Below are 13,212 nucleotides of genomic sequence, written 5' to 3'. Positions count from 1 at the left end.
CTGTCACCGAATCCAGTCACGTAAGGCCGCTCGTCCATGAGTCACATGAGTCACATGAGTGTTCACTCGCCCCTGCCCCCCGTCACCTCCGTGGCGGCGCCGCCCCGTTGGGCGGTCCGGGCCGCGCACCTGACCACGCTGATCGTGCTGCCGAGCGGGCTGTGGCGCATCGCCATGGTGCTCGGCTACCCCGCCGGCTACACCGAGGACGGCTTCGTTTCGTTCGATACACCCTGGGCCAAGGCGTGGATGCTCACCCTGAGCGTGCTCAGCGAGCTGGTCGCCTTCCTGACCACCGGGCTGGTACGGCCGTGGGGCGAGGTCGTCCCACGCTGGATACCGCTGATCGGCGGGCGCAGGGTTCGCCCCATGGCCGCTGTCGTCCCCGCCGCCCTCGGCGCGGTCGCTCTGACGATGATCTGGGCCAACGTCCCGTGGTGGTGGACGTATCCGCACGAGGACATGACACCCACCGGAAACCTGGTCGTCGGCATCCTCTACCAGCCCTTGGTCCTCTGGGGCCCGCTGACCGCAGCCGTCACGATCTCCTACCACCGACGCCATCGCACCGCACAGCGCCGGGGATCGACCGACTGATCCGCATCAGCCCGAGCGGTCGGCCTCGCGCTGGGCGAGCGACTCCGTCAGGCGCTCCAGGCGCATGGCGAAGGCGGCGGCCTCACCCGGCGGCCACGTCGCCATCTCCTCGGCCAGGAAGGATTCCATCGCCCCTCGCAACGCCGCGATCGCACGCTCGCCCTCATCGGTGAGGGCCAGCCTGGTGGCGCGGGCGTCAGCGGGGTCGGGGCGACGGGTGATCAGCCCGGCCTCCTGCAACCTGGTCGCATAGCGGGTGGTGACCGTGCGGTCCATACCGATCGCCTCGGCGAGCTTGGTGGCGGTGGCGGGGCCCACGCGGGCGAGCCCGGACAACACCGGGTAGGTCGTGGCGTCCACGCCCGCCACCCCGGAGGTCAGCCGACCGTAGAGCCCGGCACGGGTGGCCCGCAGGGTCAGCGCCCCGATGGCCGCGGCCACCCGTGCGGCGGACGCGCTGTCATGCGTCGTTTTACTCACAGCTCGATGATACGTGCAAAAAGCACGGAGTCCTGCTAGCGTGAATGCGTGCAGAAAGCACGTGCATTCAACACGCAAAGGATGGCCATGTCGCACTCCTCCACGAACCCGAACCAGCCCGCCGTACGCCCCGAAGACGTCCTGCCCGAGGGGATCGACTCGACCGCGATCAACGGACTGACCGTCCGCAAGGGGTCGGTGGCCGCATTCGTCGCCAACGCCCTACGACTGGAGGACCTCACCGAGGGCACTCCCGAGCACACGGCCGTCGTCACGCAGATGCGAGAACTCGCTCCCGCCCTGCGCACCATCGGCCTCCTCGACGTCTTCGAGCCCCGCTCCCCGGCAGTGGAGCGGATCCTCGCCGAGGCCGCGTAGCGCGGCGCGTGCACCGGCGCCACCCCGCTCACCGTGGCGTGCCGAACCGCCGCCCGAGCGGAGCCCGTCCTCGACGTCCTCGGAGGGCAGGGATGTTGCCCCTCCTGTGTGCCCGGGCGGCCCTTGAGGCACGCAGAGGGCGGACCCCACTCTCGTATGTACGGGATGTGAGGGCGGCGGGAGGGCGCGGGTGTACGGACGCCGGGACGGCGAGACCGAGCGCAGCCGACGGGCACCATCGGTACGTGTCGCGTCGGCTGTGCAGAGCACCGAGGAACCCGTCCGCACCGGGAGCGGCCCCGGACGGCCGAACTCACCGGAGATCGCGGCCCTGCAGCGTACGTCCGGCAATCGCGCGGCGGCGACCGCCGTCCAGCGGGCGCGGCAGGACGAGGCGGACGCGGATGCCCGGGCGAACGAGAGCCCGCGTCCCGCCGACGAGGCGGACCTCCAGAGCTCCCGGGATCCCCAAGCGGTGATGGTCCGGCTCAGCGCCTCCATCGAGGCCAACGCCCTGCAGAAGAAGCGCAAGTTCAACTTCTGGGAGCTGCACAAGAAGTGGCCGGAGGACTGGCTGCCGGAGAAGACCCGTCTGCAGTGGGTCCTGGAGCGGCGGCTGGTGCTGGGCAAGACCTTCCAGCCGGACGAACTCGCCGACATCGAGCTGCTGTCGGAGCACAACGCCGCCTGGCTGAACGGCGTGGGCATCGGCACCGTGGCCGAGGGTCGACGCATCGCCGCGGGAATGCGTGACGAGGCCGGTGGGGGCGAGGGTGCGCGCGGGAAGCGACCGCAGAGCGAGGCCGCGGAGCAGGAGCGCGCGACCTACGCGAACTGGCTGAAGCTCACCCCGGGGCGGCGCATCCTCGCCGCGACCCTGGCTCTCCACAGCCAGGCCCCGGGACCGGGCGCCGCCGTACCGACGAATCCGGCCTACACACTCGGCCGCTTCATGCGTACACAGGAACTGCCCGGCGAGGACGAGGAGCGGGCCGCCCTCGCGGCCGAGCGCGACGGGCAGATCCTGGAGACGACCGTCGACACCCTCTTCCCCGAGGGCTTGCGCGCGGAGCAGCTGCACGAGTCCGCGGCCACGTCCGTCACACCGGAGACGCGGGAGCGGGACGACTTCGCCCGGACCATCCTCACCAACGTCATGCTTCTCCTCCAGAACGGTCTGCAGATCATGGGTGCGGACGGCACCCACGCCGACTACCGCGAGGGAGACGTCGTCCGGGCGCTCGCCCACGGAGGACGCGTCAATATCCGCATTCCCGCGCTCCGAGAGGGCGAGAACGCCCATCAGCTGCTGGACTTCCTGGGAGCCACCGCCAACGGCACCCCGCATCGGCACCTCATCAAGCGCGATTTCGCGACGCACCGGTCCTCCATCGGCAAGAACAAGCCCGGCGCGCCCGGCAAGTTCACGGAAAAGGGTGGGGTCGGGGCGTCACTGACGAACATGGCCTCGGCGTACACGCCCGGCGTCGCCACCCCGCAGCTGCTGGCCGCCAACCTCTCCGGCGGCGGCCTGGGCACCAAGGACTGGAACGGCGACGTGGTCCTGCCCAACGGCTCCTACGGCCACATGCTCCTGGTGTTCACCGAACCGACCGCAGACAAGGACGGCTCTTTGCTGGTCGGCATCGAGACGGTGGCCCCGCACGCGCCCAGCCCGGTCGGCTACCACCATGGCATCAGGTCCACGGAGGCCACCGCCAACCCCGAGTCCGTCCTGCACGGCCACAAACAGGACAAGATCGGTGCCGGGAAGCTGAAGGACAATCAGCGTCTGGTCGACCTGGGCAAGATGGGCGGAGCGGACTGGTACACGTTCCTTCAGGAGATCAAGCAGAAGTGGGTGGACCGGCTGGCGGCGGCCCAGGACGCGGCGGATCAGCGCGAGCTGTACCGGGAGCTGGCCGGTCCGCGCGCCTAGATGAACGGGGTCAAGGGCTCGTAGCAGTAGGCTCCCGCGAGCGGTGGCACACGTCTGTGCCACCGCCTTGAGTCTCCAGTGACTGGAGACAGCAGAGTAGGGGACATGGACGCGACGACCCTCTACTCGATCGGGGAGCTGGCCCGGCGGACCGGCTTGTCTGTGAGGACCATCCGGTTCTACTCCGATTCGGGGGTGGTAGCGCCGACCACTCGAAGTCCCGCCGGCTATCGGCTCTACGACCTCGAAGCACTGCGCAGCCTGGAACTCCTCCGCACCCTGCGTGAGCTGGGCATCGACCTGGCCACGATTCAGCGGGTCATGGACCGGGAGCTCTCGGTGGCGGAAGTCGCGGCTGCGCACGTCGACGCCATCGACGTCCAGATCCGGGCGCTGCAACTGCGTCGGAGTGTTCTGCGAGTCGTGGCCGGACGCGGTTCCGATCCCGAGGAGACCACGCTTATGCACAGGCTCACGCAGTTGTCCGTCGAGGAGCGACGACGTTTGATCGACGACTTCGTGGAGGGCACATTCGGCACGGTGGACGCCGACCCGGCCGGGGTGGCCATGGTTCGTGCTGCCACTCCCGATCTCCCCGACGACCCGTCCAGCGAGCAGGTCGCCGCCTGGGTGGAAATCGCCGAGTTGGTCAGCGACGACGACTTCCGGACCCGGATGCGCCGAACGACCTTGCACCAGGTCGCCGGGCATACGCCAGCCATAGAGACCGAGGCGGGCGAGGGGTTGATGACCTTTACCCGTCAGCAGGTGACCGAAGCCATGGAGTGCGGCATCGACCCACTCACCGACAGGGCCGCACCCATCGTCGACGACCTCGTGGAACGCTTCAGCGAGGTGTTCGCGCACGCTCCTGACAAGGAGTTCCGGGACTGGATGGCCCAGAGGTTCGAAGAAGCGCACGATCCCAAGGTCGACCGTTATTGGCGGCTCGTCTGGATCGTCAACGGATGGCAGGTGGTACCGAACCTGATCCCGGTGTACTCCTGGCTCATCCAGGCCCTGCGGATCGACCGCGACGCATAGTCACCGCGCTGGGGACAGGCCGGATCAAAGGATCGCCTGCGGACATGACGTGAGGGCGTCCACGGTCAGTGCGAGCGACGCCGGCTGCGCCGAGCCGGACGGGACTTCCGGCATCCGTTCCCGTATCTGCCCGGCCGGTCCGGCTACAGCAAGCGTCTACGGGCCGCGTCGTCGCTGCTCACACACATGATGGACTCATTCATCCAGAGCACCCGCCCGAGCACCGGAGGAGGCCGCCGGGGGATATCGGCCACTCGTTCGCAGCTGTCGTCCGTGGCCGAGGCAGCGGTGCGCAGGTGCAAAGGCACCGGTCACGGTCGCGGGCGGGGCAGGGTACGCAATCCGGCCGCGCTCCGCGCTGTATCGATTTTCGGCCGGTGTACATCCCCCCTCTTTCCCTTGCGTCACACGAGGTGAACGATGTGATGTCGAGTCACATCACCGCGTGGTGTCGCTCAACACACCGCTGACGTTCAGGACTTCGTGGCACCGCTGGGCCTGACGGCCGGTGGCAGGTGTTCCCGGCTTCGCACAGGTGACCTGCACGGTGACGGTGCGGGCTTCGGGGATCTTGATGGGGGTGACCCAGTGGTAGTCCTGGTTGCGGAAGGTCTCCAGCGCGATGGTGGTGATCTTGCGGTCGCCGAAGGTAATGGTCATCACCCCCTCATCACCCTGGAAGTTGGCGACGACGATGTCCGTGACGCCGAAGATCTTTCCCTTGGGCACCGCATAGGTACCGGTCTCTGTCTGTCCTGCGGACGACTGCAGGTCGATGGTGGCCGAGCTCTGCTGGCCCCCGCCGGCCGAGGAGCCCGGCTCCCCGCCGGTGCCGCCGGATCCCGAGCCCGCGGGTGGGTTCGTTCCCTGGCCACCCGGTTGGGCACCCACGCCCTTGCCGGACCCGGTCCCCGGCGACTGCCCGTCGGACGCTCCGGCGGGCGTGGGCCGCGGCCGGACCACCTCGTCGGCGGCATCCTTCGCCGTGCTCCGCACTGCCGGACGTACCAGCGTGAACCAGGCCAGCACCAGCGCGAGCAGGGCCGCGAGCAGGGCCAGCAGCCACTTGGGGAACACCGGGATCTGTACGAACTCGGCTTCCAGCGGCGGCCGTACGACCGGGTCGGCCTGCTCGGGGGACTCGTCCGTCACCCCCGTCTCGGTGGTGCGTACCGTGAACGGCCAGACCACCGGACGGCCGAACCAGACCGGCTTGCCGGTCCGCACCCGCAACCGGGTCTCCGCCGACTCGCCGGGCTCCAGCTTCAGCTCGGCGGGGGTGAAGGCGAAACGCAGCTCCTCCCCCGCCTGCTCCGGCGTGAAGGACACCCGCACCGGGGAGTTTCCCTCGTTGCGCACGGCCATCCGATAGCGGCCCCGCAGCCAGCCACGGCGGCGCCGTGGGACCAGTTCGGCGCGCAGTTCGCGGAACGCCTCCACATGCACCGTGGTCTCGGGCACCATGACCGACTCGGGGTGCTCGGCCGGGAGCACCCGCACGCCCAACGGCACGTCGCCCGCCCGGACCTGCGGGGACCGGGGCGGGTGCACACGGATGGTCACCGTCTCGGAGGTGCCGGGGTAGAGCGAGACCCGCGCGGGTTCCACGGTGGTCCAGGCGGCGCAGTCGCCGACGACCTCAAGGTCGTACGCCTCGACGATGTCGCTGTCGTTGCGGACGGTCAGAGAGGTCGAGGCCGTCCCGCCAGGAGCCACCGTCACGGCCGGGAGGTCGAGGCCGGGCGTTCCGGGACCGGAGGAGGATGCAGATGGCGTCACGCCATGACGGTAGGCCTCGGGCCACAGCGTCACCAGAGATACGAGGGCAACGCCCGGGCAGTCGGCCTGCCCCGGACGGTCAGCGCCACCTCCCTTGGCCGGACAGTGAGTTGAGCGCACAGCGGGCGGCTGCGGCCGCGTAGCGCACCCTACCCACCCGCCCTGCCGCTCCCGAGAAAGCCGAGGCCCACATGTCCGACTTCGCGAACGAAATCCCGTTCATGACCGCCCGCACCTCGCCCGGTACCACCACCGCGACCCCCACCGCCGCCGACCGCAGACGGGTGACCGTGGCCGTGTACTCCCAGGACAGGGTGTTGCACATCGGCATCGTCCATCAGCTGCGCCAGCGCCCCGAGGTGGCACTGGTCGGCGACGCCGAGGCCGACGGGGCCGAGATCTCCCTCGTGGTCGTCGACGTCGTGGACGACGAAGTGATCGCCCTGCTGCACCGGTTGCAGCGCAACGCCGCGACCCGTACCGGTCTCGTGGTGGGCACGTTCGACTCAGTGGCACTGCAACGGGTGATCGAGTGCGGGGTCGCGGCGGTCCTGCGGCGCGCGGAGGCGGACCAGGACCGGCTGCTCCACCTGGTGCTCGCCCTGGCCAACGGCGAAGGTGTCCTGCCGGGCGACCTGCTGGGCAGACTGCTGACCCACGTCGGCAGCCTGCAGCGCTCACCGCTCGACCCGCGCGCCCTGTCGCTGTCCACGCTGACCGCGCGCGAGGCCGACATGCTGCGCCTGGTGGCGGAAGGGCTCGACACGGCGGAGATAGCGCAGAAGACGTCGTACTCCGAACGCACCGTCAAGAACGTGCTGCACGAGGTCATCACACGCCTCCAGCTGCGCAACCGCACGCACGCCGTGGGCTACGCGCTGCGCAACGGGCTGATCTGACGCCTGCCGTGCCCCCGGCACTGCCCGAAAGCGCAGCCCCGTTTCCCCCGGGCACGGTCGGCCGGCCCTGCCGCGCACTCCGGGTGAACCCCACAGTGGCAGGGCACACCCAGGTGTTTCCCAGACTGCGAGGTGGACCGTGAACGGCACCGCTGGTCCCGGTGGACGGGCTCGGCTCGGCAGACTCGGCGGCGCGTCGCTGCTGCTGGTCCCGCTGCTCGCGATGACCGCGGCCGCCGGGCCGGACGGCGCCGCCCCCCAGCCGCAGGCCGCCGACACGGCCGCCGCCACCCGGGTCACCTACGCGGGCACCGGGCACCACAGTCTGGGCCGGGTGGCGACGACCACCCACAGTGAGCCGCTGTTCGGCCCTGGAGCTGCCCACTTCGACGTCCAGCCGACGGCACTCGGGAACACGATGGTCTTCGCGAGCCGCCGCGACGACAAGCACCCGCAGATCTACCTGCGCGCCGCCGACGGGTCGGTGCGCAAACTGACCAGCGGCCGGGACGCGGCCCACCCGCGGCTCACCCCGGACGGCACGGCGGTGGTGTTCGACTCGGCGGAGCCGGGCGGGCCGAACGGCGGGCAGCAGCGCGACCTGTGGCTGGTGCGCACCGACGGCACCGGGCTGACCCGGCTGACCGACACGCCGTCCGACGAGGAGTGCCCGAGCGTGTCGGCCGACGGCAGGCTCCTGGCGTACTCAAGCAACAGCGACGCGGCGGCCGGTGAGCAGATCTACGTACGCCCCTTCGCCGGCGGCACGGCGACCCGGGTCACCGGGGCGCTTGGCGGAGCGGCCACCGAACCCGTGTGGAACCCGGTCGACGATCCGGCGCACCGCGGCCTTCTCGCGTACACCGGCACCGCCGACGCGGCCACCGGCCCGCGGCTGCGGTTGCTCGGCGGCGAGGGCGGCGACCGGCCGCTTCTGGCGGGCACGCAGGCACAGTGGCGGACCCACGGGGCAGCGTGGCTGCCCGACGGGAACGGGGTGCTGTTCCTCAGCCCGGACCGCACCTGCAACTGCGAGGGCGACTGGGACCATGTGTTCCGGGTGCCGACCGCACAGTCCACCGAGGTCCCGGAGCTGGTGCTCAGCGAGGACCGCGCGGTCGGCCCGCCCACCTGGGTCGGCCCGATGAACGGCGGATACGTGGTGGTGGACCGCACCTCGCCCCCCACCACACACACGGCTTCGCTCCAGGACGTACGGATGGACGGCGCCGACCCGCGCGACCTCGCGCTGCCCCTCCTGACCGAGGACCCGGCGGCGGACACCAACACCGACCCGGCCAAGGACCCGCTCTTCAACCCGGCGCCCGACCACGACCCGTGGACCGAGCGGCAGAACTACACACCGGACGGGCGGCGCATCGTCGTCACCCGGTTCGAGGGCCCCTGGAACGCACGCATCGAGCGGATCTGGACCGTGGACGCCGACGGCTCCAACCCGGCGCCCCTGCCCCTGGCCGGACGCGGCCCCCGGGACTGGGACACCGATCCCACCTTCTCCCCCGACGGCAAGTACCTGGCCTTCACCCGGACCTCACCGGGCGGCGTCGGCCCCGCATCCGGCCCCGGCCGGATCCTGATCGCCGACGCCGCCACCGGCGCGGTCCGCAAGGAGATCACGCCGCCGGACGGGCAGCGCACCGGCGATGCCCAGCCCACCTGGTCCTCCGACGGCACCACCCTCGCCTTCACCCGCAACGCGGTGATCGCCGGGCAGGGCGGCAGCAAGCACATCTGGACCGTGCCGGTCGCCGACCTCGCCCAGCAGCACGACCTGAGCGCGGCCATCTGCCCCGGCGGGTGCGCGGTCATCGACGACAGCCCGGCGTTCTCCCCGGACGGGAGCCGGATCGCCTTCAACCGCAAGAACGGCGCCGGACGCGTCGACGAACGCAACGGCATCCTCCTCACGTCCGTCTCCGGCGACGACTGCCGGGTCCTGCTGCCCGAGGCGGCGCACGGCACCGCCGACGCCTGCCATCAGGAGCTCCCGGACACCTCACAGACCGGACCGCACCAGCCGCGCGACGCCGCCTGGACGCCGGACGGCACCCAACTGATCGTCAGCTCCCGCCAGCACCTGCCCGCCAATTCCCCCGAACGGCTGAAGGTCGTGACCGTGGCGACCGGCGAAGTGGCCTGGCTCACCGACGAGTTGCCCGGCCGCCAGAAGGAACCCAGCGTGCAGCAGTCGGTGGACCTCGCGGTACGGGCCCCGGCCGGCGTGCCGCCCCTCACCGTCGGCACCTCCACCGATGTCCGCGTCGACATCGTCAACCACGGCCCGGCCGCCTCGCCCGGCACCCGGCTGACCCTCGCCCCGGCGCCCGGCGTGAGGGTCACCGGGATCCGCCGGCCGGGCGGCACCTGCGACGCCGCGTCCCTCCAGTGCGACGTCGGCGTGGTGCAGCCCGGCGCGACGGTGCCGGTCACGGTGACGCTCACCGGGCACATGGTCGGCGAACAGCCGGTGGACTGGTCGGTGACCGGCAGCGTCCTCGACCCGCAGCCGGCCGACAACACCGCCCGGACCGTCGTGCCGGTGCGCCTGGCGCCCCCGCCCACCCACAGCCCGGGCCCCGGCCCGACCTACTCCAGGCCGCCCGCACCACCCGCGCCGCCGCCCCCCACGCCCCCGGCGCCCAAGGCCGGACCGGGTGTGCACGTCACCGCTCAGCCCAACCCCGGATACGTCGGCGGGCGGGTCGTGGTGACATACACCGTGCGCAACGGCCGCAACGCCCTGGCCACCGGGCTGCGACTGCGCCTCGGCCTGCCCGCCACGATCCCCCACGGCGGGCCGCCGCCGGGCTGCGACACCGGGTGGGTGTGCGCGCTGCCGGACCTGGCACCGGGCACCTCCAGCGTCATACAGGTGGTCCTCGCCCCCGACCGGGCGCTCACCGCCCGCGTCACCGCCGACCTCACCACGACCGGCACCGACGCGGACCCCAGCGACAACACGGCCCGCGCGACCCTGCGGATCCTTCAGCCGCGCATCGTCGCGGTTCCGCCCATCGGCAAACCCGGCTTCGTCACCTCCGTACGCGGGACGGACTTCCCGCCGGGCGCACCCGTGCGGTTCACCTGGCAGCCCGGGATCACCGCGGCCGCCGCACCGACCCTGCCCAAGCCGGACGGCACCTTCATCGGCCAGTTGCTCATCCTCGGCAAGGACCAGACGGGACCGCGCACCATCACCGCGAGCGGCCCCGGATTCTCGCCCGTCAAGACCGACTTCCTGGTGGTCAGCGGCACCGTACAGCCGCCCGACGAGGTGACCCGCCGGTGATCCACGAGGTCGACGAAGCCCTCCAGGGGCTGCTCGGCGAATCCGCGCTCGCGGCGTCCGGCGTCGAGATCGTCTTCGACGCGCCCACCCGCGACTGGGCGGCGCGTCGCAACGCCCCCACGGTCTGTGTGTTCCTCTACGACATCCGCGAGGACGTCACCCGGCGCGGCAGCGGCGCCGGGGAGGTCCACGACGCGGACGGATACGTGGTGGCCCGCCGCACCCCGCCCCGCTGGTTCGAGCTGACGTACTTGGTCACCGCGTGGGCGAGCCGCCCGCAGGACGAGCACCGGATGCTCTCGCAACTGCTGGCCTGCCTGACCGCGACCGACGCACTGCCCCCTCGGCTGCTCACGGGCACCCTCGCCGCACTCGGCCTGACGGTGGACCTGGACACCGCCGGGACCGGACTCGACGCCCCCGCCGCCTCCGACGTGTGGTCGGCGCTCGGCGGCGAACTGAAGGCGTCGCTGGGCGTACGGGTGCGCGCGCCGCTCGCCGGGGTGAGCCGCCCCACGGCTGCACCGGTGACCGAGGGCCTCGTGGTCCGCTCCGCCGCCCGCCGGCCGAGCGTCGATCCGGTACCCGGACGGCGACTGCGGTACGAGGAGGTCGACGATCCCGGTCCGGAGGGCTTCGCCGGACCGCGCGAACGGCTTCCAGCTCCCGCCCGCCGCCACCGGGGAGGCCGCCAGCCGTGACGTCCACCGTCGAACCCGGCACAGCCGTCGGCGCCCAAGCCCTGTGGGAACGGCTGCGCCTCGTCGAGGAGCGGGTGCGTCACGCGGTGGCGGCCCGCCGCCGCACCGACCCCGACCCCGACGACCCGTACCGGGGCCAGTACCTCTCCCCCGAGGCCGTGGAGCGGATCCTGGCGGGGCAGGGCGGCCTCGACCTGCCCGGCTACGCGCCGGCGCCCCCGCCGCCCGGGTCCCCGCTGGGCACGCTCGCCGAGCGCTTCGGCCTGTCGCCGCTGGACACGGATCTGCTGCTGGTCGCGGTGGCGCCGGACCTCGACGCTCGCTTCGAGCGTCTCTACGGCTATCTCAACGACGACCTGTCCCGCCGTCGGCCGACGGTCGGTCTGGCCCTGGAGCTGTGCGGACTGGAGGCGGCGTCCACCGCCCGGTTCCGGCTCGCCCCGGGCGCGCCCCTGATCTCCGGCGGCCTGGTGGAGCTCACCGAGCCCGAACGCCCGGTGCTGTCACGGGTGTTGGCGGTCCCGGACCGGGTGATCGCCCATCTGCTGGACGGAGCCGGGCCGGACGCCCGGCTCGCGGGAGTGCTCACCGAAGCCGGGGACGATCCGACGGCCGAGGCGGCGCAGGTCGGCCGGGCGGCCTCGGCGGCACACTCCGGAACCGGCCTCGTACACCTGCTCGATCGCGGCGGCGACGCACCGGGCCTCGCCGCCGCGGCCCTGCGCGCGGCCGGGCTGCGTCCGCTGGCCGTGGACGCGTCGGCGCTCGCCCGGAGTCCGGTCGGCATCCCCGCGCTGGCACGGGTGGCGGCTCTGGAGGCCCGGCTGACCGGAGCCGGTGTCATCCTCGGCCCGCTGCAGGCGCTGCCCGCGCAGCCGGGCGAACAGGCTCGCATTATCCAGGAGTTCAGCACCGCGCTCAGCGGCACCCCCCTGTTCACCTATGGAACGCAGGGCTGGGATCCGGTGTGGGCGGCGCAGACCCCGGTCGTTCTCGCGGTGGACCCGCCCTCCCCGGCCCGACAGGCCGCGCGCTGGCGCCACGCCCTGGAACAGGAGGCCGCCCCCGGGGCGGCGGCCAACGACATCGACGAGCTCGCCCGTGCGGTCGCCGCGCACCGGCTCGACGGCGGGCAGCTGCGCCGCGCCGCCGGGGCCGCCGTGCGCACCGCCGCGCTGGCGGGCCGCCCGGTCTCCCCGGACGACCTGCGCTCCGCCGTACGGGCGCAGAACGGCGCGGGCCTCGCGCGGCTGGCCCGCCGGGTGGAACCGGCGGTCACCTGGGACGATCTGGTGCTGCCCGCGCCGACCCACCGAGGGCTGCGCGAACTCGCCGTGCGGGCCCGCCACCGCGAGCAGGTTCTCGGGCAGTGGCGGATGCGGCCGGGCGGCGGCCGCGGGCGCGGGGTGATCGCGCTGTTCGCGGGCGAGTCGGGCACCGGCAAGACCATGTCCGCCGAGGTGGTCGCGGCGGACCTCGGCATGGACCTGTACGTCGTCGACCTGTCCACGGTCGTCGACAAGTACATCGGGGAGACCGAGAAGAACCTGGAACGGATCTTCGCCGAGGCGTCCGCGGTCAACGCGGTGCTGCTCTTCGACGAGGCCGACGCGATCTTCGGGAAGCGCTCGGAGGTCAAGGACGCGCACGACCGGCACGCCAACATCGAGTCCGCCTATCTGCTCCAGCGCATGGAGTCGTTCGACGGGATCGCCGTGCTGACCACCAACCTCCGGGCCAACCTGGACGAGGCGTTCACCCGGCGCCTCGACGTGGTGGCGGAGTTCCCGGTGCCCGACGCCGCCCAGCGGCTGGCTCTGTGGGAGCGGAGTCTCGGCCCACGTCTGCCCCGCGCCGACGACCTGGACCTGCGCTTCTGCGCGGACCGCTTCGAACTCGCCGGAGGTTCGATCCGGGCGTGCGCGGTGACGGCCGCCTATCTGGCGGCCGAGCGCCGACAGCCGCTCACCATGGGGCAGTTGGTGACAGCGGTGGCACAGGAGTACCGCAAACTCGGACGCCTGGTCCTGGAGGGCGAGTTCGGGCCGTGGACACAGGAGGTTCTGACGCCGGGCTGAGAGACGC

Annotated in this window: 10 protein-coding genes; 8 read left to right on the top strand and 2 right to left on the bottom strand. The window is 72.1% G+C overall.

The features are described 5' to 3' along the window. The first annotated feature begins 54 nt into the window (after nucleotides 1-54). Nucleotides 55-597 (top strand): hypothetical protein, encoded by a 543-nt coding sequence (locus ACGFRG_RS23375; RefSeq protein ID WP_393266761.1) that lies wholly within the window; start codon nucleotides 55-57, stop codon nucleotides 595-597. Nucleotides 598-603: 6 nt separating this feature from the next. Here the strand turns inward: ACGFRG_RS23375 and ACGFRG_RS23370 are convergent, their stop codons facing one another. Then, nucleotides 604-1,077 carry a MarR family winged helix-turn-helix transcriptional regulator gene (locus tag ACGFRG_RS23370; RefSeq protein ID WP_393266758.1) on the bottom strand — a complete coding sequence of 158 codons (474 nt, stop codon included), beginning with the start codon at nucleotides 1,075-1,077 and terminating at the stop codon, nucleotides 604-606. Between the two features lie 87 nt (nucleotides 1,078-1,164). Here ACGFRG_RS23370 and ACGFRG_RS23365 point away from each other — a divergent pair, with 87 nt between their 5' ends. The 3 genes from ACGFRG_RS23365 (at nucleotide 1,165) to ACGFRG_RS23355 (ending at nucleotide 4,438) form a co-directional block, all read left to right on the top strand. After that, nucleotides 1,165-1,455 (top strand): hypothetical protein, encoded by a 291-nt coding sequence (locus tag ACGFRG_RS23365; RefSeq protein ID WP_361432575.1) that lies wholly within the window; start codon nucleotides 1,165-1,167, stop codon nucleotides 1,453-1,455. Nucleotides 1,456-1,714: 259 nt separating this feature from the next. Beyond that, nucleotides 1,715-3,394, top strand: coding sequence for a PE-PGRS family protein (locus ACGFRG_RS23360; RefSeq protein WP_393266755.1), 1,680 nt, complete (start codon nucleotides 1,715-1,717; stop codon nucleotides 3,392-3,394). Nucleotides 3,395-3,499: 105 nt separating this feature from the next. Then, entirely contained in the window at nucleotides 3,500-4,438 is a 939-nt protein-coding gene (locus ACGFRG_RS23355; RefSeq protein ID WP_361432579.1) for a MerR family transcriptional regulator, read from the top strand. Nucleotides 4,439-4,876: 438 nt separating this feature from the next. Here the strand turns inward: ACGFRG_RS23355 and ACGFRG_RS23350 are convergent, their stop codons facing one another. Continuing rightward, entirely contained in the window at nucleotides 4,877-6,217 is a 1,341-nt protein-coding gene (locus tag ACGFRG_RS23350) for a hydrolytic protein (protein ID WP_393266752.1), read from the bottom strand. A 221-nt stretch (nucleotides 6,218-6,438) separates the two neighbouring features. Between ACGFRG_RS23350 and ACGFRG_RS23345 the strand changes: the two genes are divergently transcribed. The 4 genes from ACGFRG_RS23345 (at nucleotide 6,439) to ACGFRG_RS23330 (ending at nucleotide 13,205) form a co-directional block, all read left to right on the top strand. After that, the gene (locus tag ACGFRG_RS23345; protein WP_393267223.1) at nucleotides 6,439-7,116 is read left to right on the top strand and encodes a LuxR C-terminal-related transcriptional regulator; all 678 of its coding nucleotides are present in this window, start codon (nucleotides 6,439-6,441) and stop codon (nucleotides 7,114-7,116) included. A gap of 139 nt (nucleotides 7,117-7,255) precedes the next feature. Further along, a complete protein-coding gene (locus tag ACGFRG_RS23340; RefSeq protein ID WP_393266749.1) occupies nucleotides 7,256-10,426 on the top strand; it encodes a hypothetical protein in 3,171 nt (1,056 codons plus the stop codon). Then, complete coding sequence (locus ACGFRG_RS23335; RefSeq protein ID WP_393266747.1) at nucleotides 10,423-11,127, top strand: DUF4255 domain-containing protein; 705 nt, start codon at nucleotides 10,423-10,425, stop codon at nucleotides 11,125-11,127. The genes ACGFRG_RS23340 and ACGFRG_RS23335 overlap by 4 nt, the downstream gene beginning before the upstream one ends. Further along, nucleotides 11,124-13,205, top strand: coding sequence for an AAA family ATPase (locus tag ACGFRG_RS23330; protein WP_393266745.1), 2,082 nt, complete (start codon nucleotides 11,124-11,126; stop codon nucleotides 13,203-13,205). Before ACGFRG_RS23335 ends, ACGFRG_RS23330 begins: the two co-directional genes overlap by 4 nt. The last annotated feature ends 7 nt before the right edge of the window (nucleotides 13,206-13,212 follow it).

The sequence above is a fragment of the Streptomyces sp. NPDC048696 genome, from assembly GCF_043198895.1.
Lineage (GTDB): Bacteria > Actinomycetota > Actinomycetes > Streptomycetales > Streptomycetaceae > Streptomyces.
This window is presented reverse-complemented; position numbering and strand designations above follow the sequence as displayed.